16 protein-coding genes and 1 tRNA gene are annotated in these 20444 nt (G+C 75.3%); 6 read left to right on the top strand and 11 right to left on the bottom strand.

The annotated features are described in order from the left end of the window. Positions 1–495: 495 nt before the first annotated feature. Positions 496–1791, bottom strand: coding sequence for a hypothetical protein (locus ACGH2B_RS20170; RefSeq protein ID WP_399097161.1), 1296 nt, complete (start codon positions 1789–1791; stop codon positions 496–498). A gap of 226 nt (positions 1792–2017) precedes the next feature. Between ACGH2B_RS20170 and ACGH2B_RS20175 the strand changes: the two genes are divergently transcribed. The 3 genes from ACGH2B_RS20175 (at position 2018) to ACGH2B_RS20185 (ending at position 3713) form a co-directional block, all read left to right on the top strand. Next, positions 2018–2092: transfer RNA gene (locus ACGH2B_RS20175), tRNA-Val, on the top strand. A gap of 455 nt (positions 2093–2547) precedes the next feature. Beyond that, entirely contained in the window at positions 2548–3099 is a 552-nt protein-coding gene (locus ACGH2B_RS20180) for a DoxX family protein (protein WP_399091493.1), read from the top strand. Between the two features lie 113 nt (positions 3100–3212). Further along, a complete protein-coding gene (locus tag ACGH2B_RS20185) occupies positions 3213–3713 on the top strand; it encodes a VOC family protein (RefSeq protein WP_399091496.1) in 501 nt (166 codons plus the stop codon). 524 nt (positions 3714–4237) lie between these two features. Here the strand turns inward: ACGH2B_RS20185 and ACGH2B_RS20190 are convergent. The 3 genes from ACGH2B_RS20190 to ACGH2B_RS20200 all read right to left on the bottom strand — a co-directional run bounded on the left by ACGH2B_RS20190 (position 4238) and on the right by ACGH2B_RS20200 (position 7543). Continuing rightward, positions 4238–5080 (bottom strand): alpha/beta fold hydrolase, encoded by an 843-nt coding sequence (locus ACGH2B_RS20190; protein ID WP_399091498.1) that lies wholly within the window; start codon positions 5078–5080, stop codon positions 4238–4240. Positions 5081–5212: 132 nt separating this feature from the next. Further along, complete coding sequence (locus ACGH2B_RS20195; RefSeq protein ID WP_399091501.1) at positions 5213–5872, bottom strand: nucleoside/nucleotide kinase family protein; 660 nt, start codon at positions 5870–5872, stop codon at positions 5213–5215. Between the two features lie 510 nt (positions 5873–6382). Then, positions 6383–7543, bottom strand: a complete 1161-nt coding sequence (locus ACGH2B_RS20200; protein ID WP_399091504.1) for a methyltransferase — start codon at positions 7541–7543, stop codon at positions 6383–6385. Positions 7544–7969: 426 nt separating this feature from the next. On the opposite strand from ACGH2B_RS20200, the gene ACGH2B_RS20205 reads away from it, so the two are divergent. Further along, positions 7970–8881, top strand: coding sequence for a universal stress protein (locus ACGH2B_RS20205; protein ID WP_399091507.1), 912 nt, complete (start codon positions 7970–7972; stop codon positions 8879–8881). Positions 8882–8897: 16 nt separating this feature from the next. Here ACGH2B_RS20205 and ACGH2B_RS20210 read toward each other — a convergent pair whose 3' ends face one another. The 3 genes from ACGH2B_RS20210 to ACGH2B_RS20220 all read right to left on the bottom strand — a co-directional run bounded on the left by ACGH2B_RS20210 (position 8898) and on the right by ACGH2B_RS20220 (position 11337). After that, positions 8898–9497 carry a DedA family protein gene (locus ACGH2B_RS20210; protein ID WP_399097164.1) on the bottom strand — a complete coding sequence of 200 codons (600 nt, stop codon included), beginning with the start codon at positions 9495–9497 and terminating at the stop codon, positions 8898–8900. A 319-nt stretch (positions 9498–9816) separates the two neighbouring features. Continuing rightward, positions 9817–10326: a DoxX family protein gene (locus ACGH2B_RS20215; RefSeq protein ID WP_399091510.1), complete on the bottom strand. Its 510-nt coding sequence runs from the start codon at positions 10324–10326 to the stop codon at positions 9817–9819. A gap of 366 nt (positions 10327–10692) precedes the next feature. Further along, positions 10693–11337 (bottom strand): HNH endonuclease family protein, encoded by a 645-nt coding sequence (locus ACGH2B_RS20220; protein ID WP_399091513.1) that lies wholly within the window; start codon positions 11335–11337, stop codon positions 10693–10695. A gap of 751 nt (positions 11338–12088) precedes the next feature. On the opposite strand from ACGH2B_RS20220, the gene ACGH2B_RS20225 reads away from it, so the two are divergent. Then, complete coding sequence (locus tag ACGH2B_RS20225) at positions 12089–12670, top strand: TMEM165/GDT1 family protein (protein ID WP_399091516.1); 582 nt, start codon at positions 12089–12091, stop codon at positions 12668–12670. 81 nt (positions 12671–12751) lie between these two features. Here ACGH2B_RS20225 and ACGH2B_RS20230 read toward each other — a convergent pair whose 3' ends face one another. Together ACGH2B_RS20230 and ACGH2B_RS20235 are read right to left on the bottom strand one after the other, a co-directional pair. Then, on the bottom strand, positions 12752–13432 hold the full coding sequence (locus ACGH2B_RS20230) for an HAD-IA family hydrolase (protein ID WP_399091519.1): 681 nt from the start codon (positions 13430–13432) through the stop codon (positions 12752–12754). Between the two features lie 571 nt (positions 13433–14003). Further along, positions 14004–14513 carry a peptidoglycan-binding protein gene (locus ACGH2B_RS20235; protein ID WP_399091522.1) on the bottom strand — a complete coding sequence of 170 codons (510 nt, stop codon included), beginning with the start codon at positions 14511–14513 and terminating at the stop codon, positions 14004–14006. Positions 14514–16046: 1533 nt separating this feature from the next. On the opposite strand from ACGH2B_RS20235, the gene ACGH2B_RS20240 reads away from it, so the two are divergent. Then, entirely contained in the window at positions 16047–18122 is a 2076-nt protein-coding gene (locus ACGH2B_RS20240) for a DHA2 family efflux MFS transporter permease subunit (RefSeq protein WP_399091525.1), read from the top strand. Positions 18123–18380: 258 nt separating this feature from the next. On the opposite strand, the gene ACGH2B_RS20245 is transcribed toward ACGH2B_RS20240, so the two are convergent. Together ACGH2B_RS20245 and proP are read right to left on the bottom strand one after the other, a co-directional pair. Then, entirely contained in the window at positions 18381–18710 is a 330-nt protein-coding gene (locus ACGH2B_RS20245; protein ID WP_345083731.1) for an antibiotic biosynthesis monooxygenase, read from the bottom strand. A gap of 215 nt (positions 18711–18925) precedes the next feature. Next, positions 18926–20377: a glycine betaine/L-proline transporter ProP gene (proP, locus tag ACGH2B_RS20250; RefSeq protein ID WP_399091529.1), complete on the bottom strand. Its 1452-nt coding sequence runs from the start codon at positions 20375–20377 to the stop codon at positions 18926–18928. Positions 20378–20444: the final 67 nt, after the last annotated feature.

The following is a 20444-nucleotide window of genomic DNA, read 5'->3' on the forward strand; positions in this document are numbered from 1 at the left end:
TGCCGGGGCGCGGACCGGGTGCGTCGTGGGTCGGCCGGTGCGTGGGCCTGTTCCGGAGTCTTGCTCGTCCGGGCTGGGGGAGGGGCTATGGATGTGGGGCCTGTGGTCCGGTGGCCGGGGTGCGTCGGGGGGCGGCCGGTGCGTGGGGCTGTTCCGGAGTCTTGCCCGTCCGGGCTGGGGGAGGGGCTACGGCCGTGGAGTCCGCGGTCCGATCGGTGGCCCGGGCGCGTCGGAAGTCTGGCGGCTCGGGGCCTGCTCCGGGTCTCGCCCGCCCGGCTCGGGGATCGGTCCAGGGGCGGGCTGCTGACTGTGGGGGCGCGTCGGGGCCCGGCTGCCTCGCGGGGCGCCCTGGCCCGGGGGCCGCCGTACGGGCCGGGAGCCCCGCCGTCCAGGCCGGGAGCATGCCGTACGGGCCGGGTTCCCGCCGTACGGGCCGGAGCCCGGCACCGGACCGTGGCCGGGCGCGCGCCCGGCCCGCTCACCCTCCCGGCTCGCTCACCCTCCCGCCCCGCCCCGTTCCTCCCGGATCTCGCGGACCACTCGCGCGGCGGTCTCGCGTACCGCCTCCGTCTCGGTCAGGAAGTGCCACCAGTCGGGGTGGCGGCCCTCCAGGCCGGCGACCGCGCGGTCCAGCCGGGCGACCGCGTCGTCCAGCGGGCGGGCGTGGCGGGGGTCGGGGGTGCTGCGGCCGGTCATCGCCAGCCGCTGGGCGTCCCGGATCGCGAACCGCGTCCGGTCGACCTCCTGCTGCCGGTCGAACGAGACCGCGTCGAGCCGCTGCAGCCGGTCACCCGCCGCCGACACCGCGTCGTTCGTGGTGTCCAGCAGCGCCCGGACCGTCGCCAGATGGCTCGTCGCGTCCGCCCACCGTTGCTCGTCCCGCGCCCGCTGGGCCTCCCGCAGCTTCGTCCCGGCCTGCGCCACGGCCTGCGCCGCCTGCTCGGGGACGCGCTGGAGGTCCTGCCAGCACGCCGCGCTGTACCGCCGCCGCAACTCGCTCAGCACCGGATCGACCTGCTCCGCCCGCGTCGAGATCGCCTGCGCGCGGGTACGCAGCGACACCAGCCGCTTGTCGATCTCCGCCGCCCGCTCCGGCAGCCGCTCGGCCTCCGCCCGCACCTCCTCGGCCTGCCGCAGCACCGCGTCGGCGCGCCGGACCGTCTCCTGGACGCCGTGCCGCCCCGCGCCCTCGTTGAGCTTGGTCAGCTCCGGCGCGAGCGCCGCCAGCCGGGCCGCCAACCCGTCGGCCTTCAGCCCCTTGGCGCGTACGGCGTCCAGCGCGTTGCTCGCCGCGAGCAGCGCCTGCCGGGCCCGCTCCACGGCGGGCGCCAGCCGCGCCAACTGCGTCTCCGCCGCCGCCAGCAGCGGCCCGAGCCCCTGCCCGAACCGCTCCAGATCGGCCCTGGTCCGCTCCAGCTCCTCCCGGGCCCGCGTCAGATCCGCCCGCGCCCGCCCGGCGGCCGCACCGTCCAGATCGTCGCGGTCCAGGTCATGGGCGTCGACGGCCGTGATGTACCCCTGGCTGACCTCGTCGATCCGCCGGACGAACCCCTGGTACTCCTCGGCCACCCGGCTCGCCCGCGGCGAACTGTCCACCGCGGTGATCGTCTCGATCGAGATCCGCAGATCCCGCTGCGCGGTGTCCAGCTCGTAGAACGCCGCCGCGGCCGCGTCCTTCGCCGCCTGCGCCTCGGCCCGCTGCCCGTCCCCGCGCCCGAACCACCGCCGCGTACCGCCCCCGGCGAACGCCGCCGGAACCACCGCGACCAGCAGCGGCAACGGCAGCATCATCAGCCCCACCGCCTCACGCAACGGCCCCCGACGGCCCCGACGGCGTGCTCGCTGCTCGTACGGCTGCGTGTGTGTCGCCGTCACATCCCTCTCCCGATCGGATCGCCCCGGAACCGGCTGCCATTCTCCCACCCGCAAGAAACGAACACACCGTCCGGTAAGTTCGCGCTACACCCGCTGGCTTGCGGTTCCGCCCGCACGGCAAGGTAGTCTGTCGCCTCGACCAGGGCGCATAGCTCAGCGGTAGAGCGCTGCTCTTACAAAGCAGATGTCGGCGGTTCGAATCCGTCTGTGCCCACCAGGGAGAAGGCCCCTCGCCGATTGCGGCGGGGGGCCTTTGGCGTTCGGGGGCGATGCCGAGTACCGGGGGACGCCGTTGTGCCGGGTCGGGCGTGGTGGGTGCGTGTGCGCTTGGGGGTCGGGGGCTCGCTTTTCCGGTGATTGCTGCATTGGCCCTGGTGGGGGCGGGCGTGGGCGGCCTGGAGGGGGCAGGGTGCCGCCGCCCGCGACGAGTGACGGTGTGAGCCTCTTGGGCGGAAGGCCCCTTGCGGAGATCCGCAGGGGGCCTTCCGTATGCACGGGCGCCCGGGTGTACGCGCGCCGGGGGAGTGCGCGCGGGCCGGTGCGGGGGCGGAGTCGGGTGCCGTCGGATCGTTCGGACCGTTTGTCGCCGAGGGGGCGGCTGTGTATCGTCGGAAGGGATGACTTGAAGTTTCAAGTAAATGTCCGTGTTCCCGTCCGAAAGAGCGGATTGCCATGACCACCCCCCTCGGTAACGTCCCGACCGCGCGTGCCGGTGCGCCGGAGCATCCTGATTCGTCCCCGCACGGGTATGCCGTGGGGCTGCTGGTGTTGCGGTTGGCCATCGGGTTGACGATGGCGGCGCACGGGGCGCAGAAGTTGTTCGGCTGGTTCGACGGGCCGGGGCTGGACGGGACCGGGCAGTTCTTCACGATGAGCGGGTACCCGGCGGGGCACGCCATGGCCGTGGTGGCCGGGCTCAGTGAGGTGCTGGGCGGGCTCGGGCTGGTCGTCGGGCTGTTCACGCCGCTGGCCGCGGCGGCGGTCGTGGGCACGATGATCAACGCGCTCGCCGTCAAGTGGGGTGGCGGCTTCTTCTTGCCCAAGGGTGTCGAGTACGAACTGCTGCTGACCCTGGGCGCCGCCGCCCTCGCGCTGACCGGCCCCGGGCGCTACGCCCTCGACCGCTGGGTGCCCGTCCTGCGCTCCCACCGGCTGCGGTACGGCGCGTCGGCCCTGCTCCTGGGTGTGGTGCTCGCCGGGATCGTGCTGCTGGTGCGTAACTGACGGCCGGGGTGTAGCTGACGACCGGTGCATAACGGGCGTCCGGTGTGTGAAGGGCGTCCGGTGCGTCGCTGACGTTGTCGTTCACCGCCGCTGCGGAGAGGAAGGTGGGTCCGGTGCCGGTGCGCAGGCTGAATCACGCGGTGCTGTACGTACGGGATGTCGCGGTGTCCGTGGCGTTCTACGGGGAGGTCCTGGGGCTCGTTCCGGTCGACGAGGTGCCCGGCCGGGCGGCGTTCCTCCGGGCGGCCGGGTCCCTGAACGATCACGATCTGGGGCTGTTCGCCGTGGGGGAGGGCGCGCCGGGGCCCGGCACCGGGCGGGTGGGGCTGTACCACCTGGCCTGGGAGGTCGGCACGCTCGGGGAGCTGGTCGCGGCCCGGGAGCTGCTGGTGGCGCGGGGCGCGCTGGTCGGCGAGAGCGATCACCTCGTGTCGAAGTCGCTGTACGCCAAGGACCCGGACGGCAACGAGTTCGAGGTCATGTGGCGGGTCCCCCGTGAGGACCGTCCGGGCCCGGACGAACCGGACCGGCTCCGCCCGCTGGACCTCGCCGCCGCGCTCGCCCGCTGGGGCCCGGACCGGGAAACGGGAGCGGCGGCCGGCCAGGCCACCTGAATCCGGCGGCCTCCGGTCAGGCGACCGGAAACCGGCGGCCTCCAGCCAGGCCACCTGAAGCGGGCCGCCCACCTGAAGCGGATCGCCCGCCTGCCTGAAGCGGGCCGCCCACCTGAAGCGGCCCGCCCGCCTGCCTGAAGCGGGTCGCCCGCCTGCCTGAAGCGGATCGCCCGCCCACCTGAAGCGGGCCGCCCACCTGCCTGAAGCGGCCCGCCCACCTGCCCATTCGCCTCGCCCTCGGCTCAGCCCCGGGTTCCTCTCCGTAACGGGGGAGGGGCGCCCGGGGCTTTCGGTTTCCGGGCCTGCGCTGTGCCGCTCGGCCCTGTTCTCTCGCCGTGCGGTCCGGGCGTCCCGCCCGCCGCCGGCCGGTCGTTCCGTTCCCGTACCGGGGAAGCGTCCGGCCGGGCGGTCCTGGGCGAGCCGTCCGGACCTGCCCCGCCCGGTGGCGCGCCCGTACGAGGCAGCATCCGCGCGCCGTACTCACCGGGCCGGGGCTTGCGGGCTTCGGCCGGCCCTGCGGTGTTTCAGTACTCCAGCGACGACAGGAAGCCGTGGAGGGCGTGGTCGAAGTGGGGGGTGTTCTCCAGGTTGACCATGTGGCCGGCGGTGGGGACGCGGACGCGGTGGGCGCCGGGGACGGTCAGGGTGAGGGTGTGGGCGTTGGCGGAGATGTCGTGGGTGTCGAGGTCGCCGTCGAGGACGAGGGTGGGGACGCGGAGTTCGGTGAGGCGGTCGGCGGCGCCCGCTTCCAGGGGCGTGCCGGTGCCGTCGGAGTGGACCTCGATGTTGGCCTCGGCGGCGGCGCGCAGCCGTTCGCGCAGTCCGGGATGGACGGCCTCGGGGGACCGGTGCGGGCCGTCCACCCAGGCGCGCAGGAAGTGCTCGACGTACCGTTCGATGCCGTCCTCCTCGCCGCTCGCGGCGGCCTGTTCCCGCAGGTGGGTGAGGAGGAACGGGTCGGTGAAGGGGCGTCCGCTGATGCCCGGTGAGGCGAGGGCGAGCGCCGTGACGCGGTCGGGGTGGGTCAGCGCCGCGTCGAGGGCCACCCGGGCGCCGTGGGAGAGGCCGACGAGGACGGCGCGGTCCACCGCGAGCGCGTCGAGCAGCGCCCGCAGGTCGTCGTGGTGGGCGAAGTCGCCGCTCGCGGTGGAGGAGAGGCCGTGGCCCCGCAGGTCGTACCGGATCACGCGGAGGCCGGAGTTGACGAGCCAGACGAACTGCTCGTCCCACATGCGCTGATCGAGCAGCGCGCCGTGCAACAGGACCACGGCGGGGCCGGTACCGGCGGCTTCGTAGAACAGCTCGCCGTCGTCGATCGGCACCGTGCCGTTCTCGACCTCGCTCCATGCGGTGATGCCCTGGGTCATGCTCCGTCCGTCCTGTGAGCCGTGTCGTACGAGGTGGAGTGGGGTGCGGCCCCTTCGGGGCAACGTCCGGAGCGTGCGGTGAGTGCCGGGAATCTCCGGTCCGGGCGGTGCGCCGGGGCCGGGCCGTTCCGGTCAGGTGGCGCCGGGCGGGCGGGGCGCCGCGTCGGGACGGAAGGTCACGACGAGATCGGCGTGTTCCCGGGTGGCGGCGACCAGCCGGGCGTTGGCCTCGTCCGAGGTGTGGACGAACCGCTCCGCCGCCTCGCGTGCGGCACCGAACCGCTCGTGACGCGCGATCAGGCGCCGTACGCGCTCCGCGCCGGGCAGGTCGACGTACCAGACCTCGTCCAGCAGGGCGCGGGCGCTCCGCCACGCGGGCGTGTCCAGGAGCAGGTAGTTGCCCTCGGTGATGACGAGCGGGACCTCGGGCGGGACGGGGAGGGCGCCGGCGACGGGGTCCTCGATGCGGCGGTCGAACTCCGGGGCGTACACGACGGATCCGGGGACGGGGTGGCGCAGCCGCGTCAGCAGGGCCGTGTAGCCGTCCGGGTCGAAGGTGTCCGGGGCGCCCTTGCGGCCGAGCCGGTCCAGGCGGCGGAGTTCGGCGGTGGCGAGGTGGAAGCCGTCCATGGGGACCAGCGCCGCCCGCCCGGCCAGCCGGTCCACCAGATGGGCGGCGAGCGTCGACTTCCCGGCGCCGGGCGGACCCGCGATGCCGAGCAGGCGGCGCCGCCCGGGCGTCGCGGAGGCGGCGAGCCGGCGGGCGCGCGTGAGGAGAAGCTGCGGATCCATGGTGGGTCCATGGTGCCTGAGCGGCGGGGTGCGCGGAGGAGCGGGTCGCTGTGCTGAGGGGCGGGCTCCGGGGTTCTTGCGGAGGGCGGGTGGGGGCCGTGGCCGGCGTGCGGTGGAACGGCGGTCGGGGCGCGGGTGCGTGGGGGAGCGGGCCGCCGCGCTGAGGGTGGGCTTCGGTGTCCCGTCGGGCGAGAGGGCTGTGTGGCCCGCTTCCCCGATGGGGCCGCCGCGCGCGGGGCCGGGCGGATCGGGCCGCTGCTCGTCATCCGGCTCGGTGGAGCGGCTCTGACCAGCGCCGATCAGGGCGTGGCCCGCCCTGCACCGCTCCGCGACCGCGCGGGCGGGGCGGGTGCCGGTGCCGTACGCGATGGGACCGGAGGGCGTCCGCAGGGTGGTGGACCGTGCCCCGGCCGGGCGGCAGCCGTCGGCCGCCCCCCGGCGCGGTGCGCATCCGGTACGCACAGGCCCCGCGTCCCCGCCTCCCGGCCGGGACCCGACCGCGCCGCGGCTTCAGCCCCCGTGTGCCCCGGCCCGCAGCCGCCACAACGACGTGACCTCCGCCGCCCGCGCCGCGTGCAGCGGGTCGGCGGTGTCGCGGGCGCGGGGGTGGCGCGGGGCGATGTCGTGGCGGGCGGCGACGGTCAGTCCGGCCGTCGCGAAGGCGTCCAGCAGCTCCGCGCGGGGGCGCAGGCCGAGGTGTTCGGCCAGGTCGGAGAGGATCAGCCAGCCCTCGCCCTCCGGGGTCAGATGGTCCGCCAGGCCGTTCAGGAACCCCCGCAGCATCCGGCTGCCGGGGTCGTACACGGCGTACTCCACCGGGGCGACCGGTTTGGCGGGGACCCACGGCGGGTTGCAGATCACCAGCGGCGCGCGTCCCTCGGGGAAGAGATCGGCCTCGATGATCTCGACCCGGTCCGCGACGCCCAGCCGCTCGGTGTTCTCCCGGGCGCAGGCGAGCGCGCGCGGATCCTGGTCGGTGGCGACGATCCGGCGTACGCCCCGCCGGGCGAGCACCGTGGCGAGGACGCCGGTACCGGTGCCGATGTCGAAGGCCAGCTCCGAGGAGGGCAGCGGCGCCTCGGCCACCAGGTCGACGTACTCGCCCCGGGCGGGGGAGAAGACGCCGTAGTGCGGGTGGATGCGGTCCCCGCCCAGCGCGGGGATCTCCACACCCTTGCGGCGCCACTCGTACGCCCCGATCAGGCCGAGGAGTTCACGCAGGGAGACGACCGAGGCGGCGTCGGAGGGCGCCGTCCCCGGGGCCGGCGGCCCGTACGCCTGGGCGCACGCGGCGCGTACGTCGGGGGCGCGCGGCAGCGGCACCGCCAGCTCCGCGTCGAGGGGGACGAGCAGCATGCCCAGGATGCGGGCGCGGTGGTTCTGGGCCGCGCGGTGCCGGTGGAAGGCGAGCGCCGGATCGGCGGGCGGCGCCTTGCGCGGCCGGCGGTCGATCCGGCGGGCCAGCGCGGTCAGCAGTTGCCGCGCGTTGTGGAAGTCGCCGCGCCACAGCAGCGCGGTGCCCTCGCAGGCCAGCTTGTAGGCGGCGTCGGCCTTCATCCGGTCGTCCGCGACCGCGACCCGCTTCGGGGGCGGCGCGCCGCTCTCGGAGCGCCATGCGGCGGTACGGGCCTCGTCGGCCTCGGTCCATGCGACGACCGGCGGTGCGTTCACCTGAATGTGCCTCGTGTGGATGGTGCGGAACCCCGGCCGGCCGCCGCGGGGCGGGACACCGCCCGGGGCGCCGGGCCGCCCCGTGGCGCGCGGGACGCGGCGGACGGGGGCGGAGCGGCGGGATGGCGACGGCCGACTCTACCCGGTGCCGGGTGGCCGCGCCGGGGCGCGCGGGGCGCCGCCCGGGCCGCCGCCCCCGGTGCGGGACCTTCGTCCCGTGCCGCGCGGCAGCCACCGGGGCAGGATGAGAACAGCGGTAACGGGACGAAGCACGTGGGAGGTGTCCAACCATCGCAGGGCGGGCTTTTCCGTACGGGCGGCGCCCCGGGGCGCTCCGGTCACGGTGCCGGGCCCCGGCGCCGCGGACGCGCCCGGCGCCACCGGCCCCCGCCCGCGGGAGCACCCCACAGAGCCAAGGAGTCACGCATGGACGGCAACCTTCCGGTCATCGTCGCGGTGGACGGATCCCCCGACAGCGAACGGGCGCTGCGCTGGGGCCGGGAGGCGGCGCGGGTGCAGACGGCGCCGCTGCACATCGTCCACGTCTGGCCGTACGCCACCGCGGAGCGGGCCGCCGCCGGGGAAGCGGGCGGCGACCCCGTCCTGGCGCGGCTGCGCGACGAGTGGGAGGCCGCCGAAGGGGAGGCCGAGCCGGTCTTCCGCAGCCTCGGCGGACTGCCCGACGGGGTCCTGCCCGCGCTGGGCGCCGAGGCGCGGCTGCTGGTCCTCGGCTCGCGCGGACGCGGCGGCTTCGCCAGCCTGCTCCTCGGCTCCAACGGCCTCGCCGCCGCGGGTCAGGCGGCCTGCCCGGTCGTCATCGTGCCCCGCCCCGACCGCGGCGGCGGACGCCGCGCGGAGGGTGAACGGCTCGGACTCGGCGGCCCGCAGATCGCCCTCGGCGTGGACGCGGAGGAGGACGAGCCCGGCGCCATCGGCTTCGCGTTCGCCGAGGCGAGCCGCCGCGGTGCCCGCCTGCGGGTCCTCTCCGGCTACACCTGGCCGCTCCTGATGCCGCCCGCCTTCGAATACCTCGCCGCCTACGAGGCCACCCAGCAGGAGTACGAGGACGCGCTCGCCGCCGAGCTGGCGAAGGTCCTCGACCCGTACCGCAGGCACCACCCGGAGGTCGAGGTGGAGACGGAGCTGCGCGGCGCCGACGCGGCGGGGATGCTGGTGGACGCCTCGCTGGAGAGCGACCTGGTGGTCGTCGCCCGCCATCGCCGCCGGCTGCCGCTCGGGCGGCGGCTCGGCTCGGTGGCGCACGCGGTGCTGCTGCACGCCCTCTGCCCGGTCGCCGTCGTCCCCGGTCAGGCCACGGTCGCCACGGGGGGCGCGTGACGGGGCCCGGCGGCGGTCAGGCCGAGGCGCGCCGTTCCGGGCGGCGCATCAGGAACGCGGCCGCCGATCCGGCGAGGACGAGGGCGCAGAAGGAGAGCACCGTGCTCATCCAGGAGGCGCCCAGCCACTGCCCGCCGAAGTAGCCGAGGCTGACGCTGTACGCGGCCCAGGCCAGACCCGCCAGCGCGGACCAGGGCAGGAACTCACGGACCGTACGGTGCGCCACCCCGGCGCCCAGGCTGACCACCGAGCGTCCGGCGGGCGCGAAGCGGGCCAGGACGACGATGGCGCCGCCGCCCCGGGTGAGGGCGGTGCCCAGCCGCTGCTGGGCGGCGGTCAGCCGGCGGGAGCGGCCGATCGCGCGGTCGAAACGGTCGCCGCCGCGCCAGGCGAGCCGGTAGGCGACCATGTCGCCGAAGACGGACGCGGTCGCGGCACACAGCACCAGCGCGAACAGTTCCGGCAGATGCGCGCCGCCGTCCACGGTGGCGCCGACCGCGCCCGCCGCGGTCCGGGTGCCCGCCGCCGCGGTCGCCGCGGCGATCACCAGCACACCGCTGGGCAGGAACGGTACGAAGACATCGAGCACGATCGAGAGGCTGACCAGCGCGTACATCCATGGGGTGCCACTGACGGGCCCCAGGCTTTCCAACAACGTGCCACTCCCGGTCCGAACCCCGCCGCGACGTCGCATGGGGCGGCAGGGGCGGCTCTACAGCCATACAGCGTACGCCTGGGAAGCGGCGGCTTTTGTCCCAGGGGGACAGATGTTGTTCGTTTCACGTTCCCCCGGGTGTTCCGGCCCGGTGCGCCCGGAACGCGGAACGGCGCCTCCCGGGGGCGAGCGGTGCGCCCGGGAAGCGCCGTGGGGCCGGCGGCGGCGCGTACGGACCGTGAGCGGTCGGCCCGCACGCCCCGCCGTGCCGAGCGACGGATCAGACGGTCGCCCTCGGGGCGTCCGCCGGGTCCGCCTCCGGTGTGCCGCCCCGGTTGCCGAACAGCAGCCGGTCGAGGGACCAGGCGCCGGGGCCGAGGAAGAGGATCAGCAGGAACGCCCAGCAGAACATCGCGGACGGCTCGCCGCCGTTCTGTATCGGCCACAGCGCACTGCCCTGGTGGACGGAGAAGTACGCGTACGCCATCGAACCGGAGCTGATGAGCGCGGCGGCGCGGGTGCCGAGCCCCAGCAGGACCAGGAGCCCGCCGACGAGCTGGATGGCGGCGGCGTACCAGCCGGGCCAGGAGCCCGCCGGGACGGTCGAGCCGGTGCCCATCGCGCCGCCGAGCACACCGAAGAGCGAGGCCGCTCCGTGGCAGGCGAAGAGCAGGCCGACGACGACCCGGAAGAGCGCGAGGACGTGCGGGGCGTACCGCGCGGTCAGCGGCGCGGACGCGGCGTCGGTGCCGGTATGGACGACGGTGGGTGGATTGAGCGGAGCGGACATGTGGGGACTCCTACGGTTTCGGAGGGGACGGGTAACCGATGGAGGCATAGGTTAGGGACGCCTAACAGTGCTTGCAAGTTCAATCTCTAACCCATGATGAGCCGTGCCGGACCTAATTGGTCTGAACCAATCATGCGCCCAGGACCGGCCACGCTCAACGGTCCGGACGGCGGGAAATCCACGCGCCCCGGCCCCCGGGTGTCGTGTGCCCCCGAGTGCCCCGTATGTCCGCGCCGTCCGCGCCGATGAGCCGCCCGCCCGCCGGGTCCCGGACACGCGAAAGCCCGCCTCCCGGAGAGGTTCCGGGGGCGGGCGGGGTGCGAGGGAGCGGCCGGGGCGCCCGGCCGGGATGCTCGCGCCGCGGGATCAGCAGCCGTCGAGGAGCTTCGTCAGCGTGGCCTTCTCCGCCGAGTCCGCCGTCAGCGCGTACACGTGCTTCACCCAGATCCACATCCGCGCGTACTCGCACTGGTACGAGGTCTTCGGCGGCAGCCACTTCGCCGGGTCCTTGTCGCCCTTGGCCTGGTTGAGGTTGTCGGTGACGGCGACGAGCTGGGAGTGGGTCAGATCGTTGGCGAACTCCTGGCGGTGCGCGGTCGTCCACGCGGAGGCGCCCGACTTCCACGCCTCGGAGAGCGGGACGACGTGGTCGATGTCCAGGTCCGACGACTGCGTCCACTTGGCGTCGTCGTACGGCGAGACCCAGGTGCCGCTGACCGCCGCGCACTTGTCGTCCGTCTTGACGTCGGTGCCGTCGCGCTTGAGCACCACCTCGCGGGTGTTGCAGGCGCCCTCCTGGGTGATCCAGTGCGGGAACTTGTCGCGGCTGTAGCCGTCGGACGAACCCTCGGGCTGCTCCTTGATCTCGGCGAGGTAGGTGCGGGCGGTGGCCGCGCTCGGCGGGCTCGGCGGCGCCGCCTCGGCGGTGGCGCCGGTCAGCGCCACCGTGCCGACGAGCGCGAGGACCGAGCCCGCGGCGACCGTGAGGCGACGCGCGTAGACCTTGGGCATCGTAACTCCCTTGACGTGGGGGGAAGTTGGAAGCGGGCGGCGCCCATGCTGACGGCCTCGGATGACCGGCGGACGGGCGCCAGGTAACAGAGTGACGACATGCCCACGTCAGTTCAAGGGCTTGACGCGGCGCCATGTTCGTGTCGGAGCACCGGGGTTGGGCGCTCCCGCGCACGCGCCCCCTGCCGCGGACCCGAGGGACGGCCGGCCGTCGGCGTACCCGGGCGGCCCTGGACTCCGGCGGATGCCGCCGCGCCGGTGGGGCCCGTGTGCCCGCGGCGGACGCGCGCCGCCGCCGGGGAGCGGGGGCGCCGCCGTGACCGCCGGGGTTCCTCGGGCGGATGTTCGCCATGGGGCACGGACGTGCACCGGGGCGTGGGATCGGTCACGCCGCCCGGCGGTCCGCGGGGCGTCCGTCCGGAGGTCTCCGGCGCGTCCGGGCGGACGGGGCGCGGCCGTTCGCCCCGGTGGCGGCGCGGCGCCGCGGGGCGGTGTGCCCGCGGCGCCGTTCGCGCGGGGGCGGGGGCACCACGTACCCTGGCCGGAGCAGAAGGGGAGTAGCTCTTCGCCGGACCGTCGACATACTGCCCGCCCTCGTGGCGGGCCGGCGCCCGGAGGCACGCGAGCGCCGGATCACCGGCGTACGCGGGCCAGCGAGACCTTCGGCCGCAGTGTCCTGACGCTGCCGTGCCGAAGCGACCCCGGATACGGGCCCCTCGGCGCGGCCCGACCGAACGAGGTATCCCGCCCCGTGTTCAGCCTTACCGTCGCCGCCGTCGTCTTCGGCGTCATCTTCCTCGCCGAGCTGCCCGACAAGACCGCGCTGGCCGGTCTCATGCTCGGCACCCGCTACCGCGCCTCGTACGTCTTCGTCGGCGTCGCCGCGGCGTTCCTCGTCCATGTGGCGCTGGCCATCGCGGCGGGCAGCGTGCTGACGCTGCTGCCGCACCGCCTCGTCCAGGGCGTGGTCGGGGTGCTCTTCCTGGCGGGCGCCGCCGTGCTGCTCTTCAAGAAGGGCGACGACGAGGAAGAGGTGAAGAAGCCCGCCGACCAGAGCTTCTGGAAGGTCTCCGGGGCGGGCTTCATGATGATCCTGGTCGCGGAGTTCGGCGACCTCACGCAGATCATGACCGCCAACCTCGCGGCGCGCTACGACGACCCGGTCTCCGTCGGCGTCGGCGCCGTCCTGGGCCTGTGGGCCGTCGCGGGACTGGGCATCCTGGGCGGCCGCACGCTGATGAAGCGCGTCCCGCTGAAGCTGATCACCAAGGTGGCGGCGGTCGTGATGCTGCTGCTGGCCGGGTTCAGCCTCTACGAGGCGATCGCCGGCTGAGCCGCGGCCGGGTGGCGGCCGGTGACGGCGCCACCCGGTGGCTCGGGGGCGCGCGGCCGGGGGCCGCGCGCCGGGTGGCCGTTACGCCGTGGCCGGGTCCCCGGCGGGCAGGCGCAGGGCGATCCGGCCGTCCGGCAGCGCCTCGACGCGGATGCCGGTCAAGTCGCCGACGTGCGCCGTCGGCGCGAAGGCCGCCGCCCGGTCGCCGACCCCGACGACCCGCATACCGGCCGCCCGGCCCGCCTCGATGCCCGCCTCGGAGTCCTCGAAGACCACGCAGTCCTCGGGCGCGAAGCCCAGCTCCGCGGCGCCCTTGAGGAAGCCCTCCGGATCGGGCTTGCTGGCGCCCACGCTCTCCGCGGTGATCCGTACCGCGGGCATCGGCAGCCCGGCGGCGCCCATCCGGGCGTCGGCCAGCGCGCGGTCCGCGGAGGTCACCAGGGCGTGCGGCAGTCCGGCGAGGGCGGCCATGAAAGCGGGGGCGCCGGGGACCGGCACCACACCGTCGGTGTCGGCGGTCTCCTGCGCCAGCATCCGCCGGTTGTCGGCGAGGTTCTCCGCCATGGGGCGGTCCGGGAGGAGGGCGGCCATGGTGGCCCAGCCCTGCCGGCCGTGCACCACCCGCAGGACCTCCGCGGCGTCGAGCCCTCGCTCCTCGGCCCAGCGCAGCCAGCAGCGCTCGACCACGGCCTCGGAGTTGACCAGGGTGCTGTCCATGTCCAGCAGCAGGGCGCGGGTGGTGAGCGTGGTGGTGGCCGGCATCGGCGGACTCCTGGGCGCTACGAGGGGCGGGGGCGCCGTCAGGAGGGCGGGGCCGCTGCGCGCCCGGTGCCGCGGGGAGAGGTCAAGCGGCTCCGCCCGCCGGTCAGGGAGTGCGGGCGGAACCACTTTGTTCCTACACGATACAAAGCGCGCCGGGGTGCGGACAACCGGCCCCCCGCCGAACGTTCGCGGACCCGCGGATGAACGCCGCGTGCACACCCGGGAGCGCGTGGCCCGCCACCTCTCGCCCCGGGCCGGTCCGGCGGCGATCCCGGACCCGCCGTGCCTGGTCAGCGGCCCGTGAGGGGCCCTTGGCCGCCGCTCGCGCGCTCTTGCCACGGCCGGGTGCGGGGCGGCCCGGGTGTGCCTGATGTCACGGCTGCGGGGGTGCGCTCGGGGTGGTGGCGCGGGGCCCGCCGAGGCACGGACGCGCTCCGGTTACGGTCCGGCGGACCCGCCACGCCCCGTCCGGACGTGACGGCGTCTCCGTTCATCCGCGGGCCCGTCCCCGGGGCGCCCCGGGGACGGACCCCGGTCCCCGCGCCCCGTCCCCGTGAGGTGTCACCCGTCCCTACGGCCCGTACGTGCGGGACTCCAGGGAGGCGCGGGTGGCGGGGCCGTAGACGCCGCGGGGGTCGTCCGGGACGGCGTAGTGGGTCTGGTAGCGGGTCACCGCGTCCCGGACGGCCGGGCCGTAGCGGCCGTCGACGGGGGCGGTGTAGAGGCCCAACTCGCGGAGACGGAGCTGGAGTTCGGTCACCCGGCGGCCGGTGGCGCCCTCGCGGAGGGCCGGCGGGGCGGTGGTGGCGCGGGCCGGCGGGCGCGGGTGCCAGGTGCCGGGGGCGGAGGCGGCCGCGTCCGGGGCGGGGCCGGGGGAGGCGGCGCGGGTGGCGGAGCGGGACGGCGGCAGCGCGCCCGCCGGGACGCGGTCGTCGGCGGGAGCGGTGTCCCCGGCGGTCGGCACCGTGCCGCCGGAGGGCGATGCCGCCCGGTCCTCGCGCCGGTCGGCGAGCGGGTCGCCCCCGAGCAGCCCGGCGGTCACGGCCACCGCGGTACCGGCCACCGCCAGGACGGCGGGCACGGCACGCCTCCCCGGGCGCGCGCCCGGCGGCGTACGGACCTCGTCGGCGGGTTCCGGACACCACACCGTCCGCGACGTCGGCCCCGCGACCCCCGCCCGGCTCCGGCGCACCGCCCCGGCCCGCGCCACCGGACGGACACCCCGCAGCCCGCGCAGGTCGGGCAACGGCGCGAGCGGCGGGCGGACAGTGGACGGCGTGGCCCCGGCCCACGGCGGGGCGACGGGCGGCGGGGTCGCGGCCCGTGGCCGGGCGGCGGGGGCCCCTGGCCGGGTGGGGGGCGGCGGATTTCCGTCCCATGGCCGGGCGGCGGGCGGTGGCCCTCCGGGCCAGGGCCGGCCGGTGGGTGGCGGGCCTCCGGCAGGCGGCGCGCCCCCGGCCGGAGCTTCCGGGCCGGACCGCCACGCGGGGTCACCCGGGGCCGGCGGGGCGGCGGGCGGTACGCCCCCGCTCCCCGGCCGGGCGGCGGGCGCCGGCCCCTGGGCCGGGACGCGCGGAGCGGGTCGCCGCCACGCGCCGCCGTCCGGCGCCGACGGCCCACCGGACGCGTACACCGCGTCGGCGGGCGGGGCGACCGACGCGTACACCGGGCCGTCGGGCGTGGCGGTGGACGCGTACGCGGGGTCGTCGGGCGTGGCGGTGGACGCGTACGCGGGGTTGTCGGGCGTGGCGGTGGACGCGTACGCGGGGTCGGTGGACGGGACCGCTGGCGCGGAGGCCGCGGCGAGCGGTGCGGCGGCAGGTGCGTACGCCGGGCCGGCCTGCGGGAGGGTGGGCGTGTACCCCGGGCCGGGGTCCTCGGGGTCGGGGAGTGTCACGTAGGGGCGTAAGCGGAGGGGGGCGAAGTCGTCGGGGGCGGAGACGGCGCACAGGCAGGCGGGGCGGCCGCCGCCGCTCTCCGGCGCCAGGCAGTACGGGCACCTCGCAGACGTCACAGCGGTTCCTCCCGCGGTGCCCGGAAACCCGACGTGTGCGCGGTGGCCCCGGAGCGGTCCGCCGTCCCCGCCTCCGGGCGTACGGCGGAGCCGCGCGGACGTGCCCCGGCCCGCGGTGGCACGGCGGGCGTTCGGCCGCTGCGATTATCCAGCGCCGCCCCGGCGCGCGCAGGTACTCCGGCACATCCGGTGGGCGTACGGCACAAGGCGGCCGGGTGGCCGCACGGGGCGGGCGCGGCGCACGGCGCGGCGGGGTGGTGCGCGGGGGCGCATCGTCCGGACGCCGCGCCGTGCGCCGTCTCCCGGCGGGCCGCCGCACCGGCGTTGTTCCCGCGCTCGGCGGGCCGGATCCGGCCATCACCCCGAGGATGGAGGAAGTGGCCGACCGCCGCGGACGGCCGTACCCGGTGGCGTCACCGCGCGCCGGACACGGTGCCCGCGCACCGGACGGGCCGGGCCGGCCGGGAAACCGTACGGGCCGGGACGCCGGAGACCGTACGGCCCCGGAACGCCGGAAGTACCGGGCCGGGAGCCCGGTGGCGGGCGGCCGGCGGGCTCCCGGAAACGGGGTCCGGAAGGCCGGAAGAGGGGAAGACGCTCATGGCGCAGCACACCGCGGCACCGGCGGGGCCCGCCGGGACCGGGGACCGGGGATCGGTCCTCGTCGCGATCGGCGCACTGCTGCTCGGCATGTTGATCGCCGCACTCGACCAGACCATCGTCGCCACCGCGCTGCCCACGATCGTCAGCGACCTCGGCGGACTCGACCACCTCTCCTGGGTCGTCACCGCCTACCTCCTGGCATCGACGGCGGCGACCCCGCTGTGGGGCAAGCTCGGTGACCAGTACGGCCGCAAGAAGCTCTTCCAGACCGCCATCGTGATCTTCCTGATCGGCTCGGTACTCTGCGGGCTCTCCCGGAACATGGGAGAGTTGATCGGTTTCCGGGCGCTCCAGGGCCTCGGCGGCGGCGGGCTGATCGTGCTGTCCATGGCGATCGTCGGGGACCTCGTGCCGCCCCGGGAACGCGGGAAGTACCAGGGGCTCTTCGGGGCGGTTTTCGGCGCCACCAGTGTGCTCGGGCCGCTGCTCGGCGGGGTGTTCGTGGACCATCTGAGCTGGCGGTGGGTCTTCTACATCAATGTGCCGGTCGGCGCGATCGCGCTGGCGGTCATCGCCGCCGTACTGCACATCCCGGTCCGCCGGACCAAGCACCGCATCGACTACCAGGGCACCGCCCTGATCGCCGCGGTCGCCGCCTGCTTCGTGCTGATGACCTCGCTCGGCGGCGTCACCTATCCGTGGGGCTCCTGGCAGATCATCGGGCTCGGCGTCCTCGGGCTGGTGCTGCTGGCCGCGTTCGTCGCGGTGGAGCGGCGGGCCGCCGAACCGGTGCTGCCGCTGCGCCTGTTCCGGATGCGGACCTTCGCGCTGACCGCCGTCATCGGCTTCGTCATCGGCTTCGCGATGTTCGGCTCGATGACGTACCTGCCGACCTTCCTCCAGGTCGTGCAGGGTGTCACGCCGACCATGTCGGGTGTGCACATGCTGCCGATGGTCCTCGGCATGCTGCTGTCGTCGACCGCGTCCGGGCAGATCGTCAGCCGCACCGGCCGCTACAAGGTCTTCCCGCTGGCCGGGACCGCCGTCACCGCGCTCGGTCTGCTCCTGCTGCACCAGCTCGGCCCGGCCAGCGGCGTCGCGGTGATGAGCCTGTACTTCTTCGTCTTCGGCTTCGGGCTGGGCCTGGTCATGCAGGTGCTGGTGCTCATCGTGCAGAACGCCGTCGACTACCAGGATCTCGGCGTCGCCACCTCCGGCGCGACCTTCTTCCGCTCCATCGGCGCGTCCTTCGGCGTCTCCATCTTCGGCACGATCTTCGCGAACAAGCTGGGCCCGCGCATCGCCGACGCGGTCGCGGGCCGCCCGCTGCCCCCGGGCATCTCACCGTCGGTCATCGCCGAGGACCCGCGCGTCGCGGGCCAGCTACCGCCCGCCCTGCGCTCCGGCGTGCTCGACGCCTACTCCACCTCGATCACCGACGTCTTCCTCTACGCGGTGCCCGTCGTCCTCGTCGCGTTCGTCCTCGCGTGGTTCCTGAAGGAGGAGCCGCTGCGCTCCAGCGTGACCGCGCCGGACACCACCGAGGTGCTGTCCTCCAACCCCGTCGAACGCTCCTCGTACGAGGAGTGCGCCCGCGCGCTGTCCCGCCTCGGCAGCCTGGAGGGCCGTAAACGGGTCTACGAGAAGATCACCGAGCGGGCGGGGCTCGATCTGAAACCGGCGGCCAGTTGGCTGCTGCTGCGCATCCGGCACCACGGCTCGGTGGAACCGGCCCTGCTCGCCGACCGCACCACCGTGCCGCTCGGCGTGATCTCCGAGGCCACCCGACAGGTCGAAGAGCGCGGTCTCGCCGTCCGCGAGGGTCTGGATCTGTGGCTCACCGACACCGGGCGGGTGGTCGCGGAGCGGCTTGCCGACGCCCGGCAGGAGTCGCTGGCCCGGATGCTCGGCGACTGGTGGACCAAGGACCGGCCGACCGATCTGACCGAACTGGTCCGCGAGCTGACCAGCGAACTCTGCGGCTCGGACGCCGAGGAACCGCACAACGGCGACGCCCGCCACGCCCTGCCCCGTACGGGCCCGGCACCACGGCCGCCGGATCTGGCGAAGTGAGGGGACGGGCGGCGGGCCACCCCGGCCGCGCTGCCGGTGCGGGCTCCGGCCCGGGGGCGGTCCCGGTACTCCCGGGCCGCCGTTCCCGGGCCGCGTCACGGTGCGGAGTCACGGTGCGGACGGCCCCCAGAGGCCGCGGCAGGGCCGGAAGAGTTGCCCCGGGGGAGCCCTCGTCCCGGTGACGCGGGCGGGGCGCCCGCGGTGGGCGGGCGCCCCGGATCGGTCAGGTCGCCGGCCCTTCGGAGGACCGGCACCGCGTCAGCCCTGCTTCGGACCGGCCTGCTGGACGACCTCGAACGACCAGAGGGTGGAGCCGGACGCCGCGGGCTTCGGCCGCTCGCCGCCGCCCTCGCCGCCACCCTGGTGGGCGGCCTTCATCGGACCCTCCATCCACGCCTGGAAGGACGCCTCGTCGCGCCAGCGGGTGTAGACGAGGTACTGGTCGGTGCCCTCGACGGGCCGCAGCAGCTCGAACCACTCGAACCCGTCGGACGAGTCGACGGTCCCGGCACGGGAGGAGAACCGCTGCTCCAGAACCTCACGCTGCTCGGCGGGGACGGTGAGTGCGTTGATCTTCACGATGCTCATGCCGCCATCGTGCCCCATCCAGCGGGGCGGCCGGGGGCCAGGTCCCCCGAGCGGACGCCGGGCCGGTGGCGGCCTCCGGACGCGTACGGGTCCCCGGGCGGCCACCGCGCGGCCCCACGGCGCGCCCCCCGGACGCGCCGGAGCCCGGTGCCGCACCGGCACCGGGCTCCTCCGTCGCTTCCCCGTATCCGTATCCGTACGGGACGGGACGCCGGTCAGGCGGCCGCGGTCGCCTTCTGGCGGGTGATGCGGACGACCTCGCGGGCCTCCGCGTCGGTCTCCACCGCGGGGGGCGAGCCGGGCAGCGGCTTGCGGGCGCTCTCCGACATCCGCCAGACCGCGATACCGCCGATGACGGCCGCCGCCATCATGTAGTAGGCGGGCATCATGCGGTCGCCGGTGGCGCCGATCAGCGCCGTGACGACCAGTGGGGTGGTGCCGCCGAACAGCGACACGGAGATGTTGAAGCCGATGGACAGCGAGCCGTAGCGGACCTTCGTGGGGAAGAGCGCGGGCAGCGTCGAGGGCATCGTGGAGGTGAAGCAGACCAGCAGCAGGCCCAGCGCGCTCATCCCGAGGGCGATGGCGAGCAGCGAGCCCTGCCGGATCAGCAGCAGCGCGGGCACCGACAGCACCAGGAACCCGGCGCAGCCCGCGGCGATCACCGGGCGGCGGCCGAAGCGGTCGCTGAGCCGGCCCGCGAACGGCTGGACGCACATCATCACGACCATCACCGCGAGGACGACCAGCAGCCCGTGGGTCTCGTCGTACTTCAGCTCCGAGGTCAGATAGCTCGGCATGTACGACAGGAGCATGTAGTCGGTGACGTTGAAGACCAGGACCAGGCCGACGCAGAGCAGCATCGAACGCCACTGGCCGAAGATCATCTCGCGGACGCCGACGCGCTTCTCCGCCTCGCGCCGCTCCTTCTCCTTCGTCCGCGCCTCCGCCTCCAACTGCGCGAACGCCGGGGTCTCCTCCAGCCGCATCCGCAGGTAGAGGCCGATGATGCCCATCGGGCCCGCGATCAGGAACGGGATCCGCCAGCCCCAGGACAGCAGGGCGTCGGTGGAGAGCAGCGCGGTCATCAAGGTGACCAGACCGGCGCCGCCGACGTAGCCCGCCAGGGTGCCGAACTCCAGCCAGCTACCGAGGAAGCCGCGCTTCTTGTCGGGCGCGTACTCGGCGATGAAGGTGGACGCGCCGCCGTACTCACCGCCGGTGGAGAAGCCCTGCACCAGGCGGGCGACGAGCAGCAGGATCGGGGCGCCGACGCCGATCGAGGCGTACGAGGGGATCAGGCCGATGCAGAAGGTGCCCGCCGCCATCATGATCATGGTGAGGGCGAGGACCTTCTGGCGGCCGATGCGGTCGCCGAGCGGGCCGAAGACCATGCCGCCGATCGGCCGGACGAGGAACGCCGCGGCGAACGCGCCGAACGTCGACAGCAACTGCGCCGTCGGGTTCCCGGACGGGAAGAAGACCTTGCCGAGGGTGACCGCGATGTAGCTGTAGACGCCGAAGTCGAACCACTCCATGGCGTTGCCGAGCGCCGCGGCGGAGACCGCGCGCTTGACCATCGCCGGTTCGACGACCGTCACCTCGCCGGTGGACTCTCTGGAGGACGTGCCCCCGGTGCGCTGTTCCGAGTCGGATGCGGCGGCCATCCGGCCACCACCCTTGCCGCCCTTGTCACGGGGCCCCGGTGCGACGGGGGACTGCGTCGGCACGTGC

Source organism: Streptomyces sp. BBFR2 (assembly GCF_044497305.1).
GTDB lineage: Bacteria > Actinomycetota > Actinomycetes > Streptomycetales > Streptomycetaceae > Streptomyces.

Excerpts from the sequence above, each read along its gene's own strand:
- proP (WP_399091529.1), bottom strand. The coding sequence starts at position 20,377 with ATGGCCGCCGCATCCGACTCGGAACAGCGCACCGGGGGCACGTCCTCC.
- ACGH2B_RS20245 (WP_345083731.1), bottom strand. The coding sequence starts at position 18,710 with ATGAGCATCGTGAAGATCAACGCACTCACCGTCCCCGCCGAGCAGCGT.
- ACGH2B_RS20170 (WP_399097161.1), bottom strand. The coding sequence starts at position 1,791 with ATGATGCTGCCGTTGCCGCTGCTGGTCGCGGTGGTTCCGGCGGCGTTC.
- ACGH2B_RS20205 (WP_399091507.1), top strand. The coding sequence starts at position 7,970 with ATGGACGGCAACCTTCCGGTCATCGTCGCGGTGGACGGATCCCCCGAC.
- ACGH2B_RS20240 (WP_399091525.1), top strand. The coding sequence starts at position 16,047 with ATGGCGCAGCACACCGCGGCACCGGCGGGGCCCGCCGGGACCGGGGAC.
- ACGH2B_RS20195 (WP_399091501.1), bottom strand. The coding sequence starts at position 5,872 with ATGGATCCGCAGCTTCTCCTCACGCGCGCCCGCCGGCTCGCCGCCTCC.
- ACGH2B_RS20190 (WP_399091498.1), bottom strand. The coding sequence starts at position 5,080 with ATGACCCAGGGCATCACCGCATGGAGCGAGGTCGAGAACGGCACGGTG.
- ACGH2B_RS20210 (WP_399097164.1), bottom strand. The coding sequence starts at position 9,497 with ATGTACGCGCTGGTCAGCCTCTCGATCGTGCTCGATGTCTTCGTACCG.
- ACGH2B_RS20230 (WP_399091519.1), bottom strand. The coding sequence starts at position 13,432 with ATGCCGGCCACCACCACGCTCACCACCCGCGCCCTGCTGCTGGACATG.
- ACGH2B_RS20220 (WP_399091513.1), bottom strand. The coding sequence starts at position 11,337 with ATGCCCAAGGTCTACGCGCGTCGCCTCACGGTCGCCGCGGGCTCGGTC.
- ACGH2B_RS20215 (WP_399091510.1), bottom strand. The coding sequence starts at position 10,326 with ATGTCCGCTCCGCTCAATCCACCCACCGTCGTCCATACCGGCACCGAC.
- ACGH2B_RS20180 (WP_399091493.1), top strand. The coding sequence starts at position 2,548 with ATGACCACCCCCCTCGGTAACGTCCCGACCGCGCGTGCCGGTGCGCCG.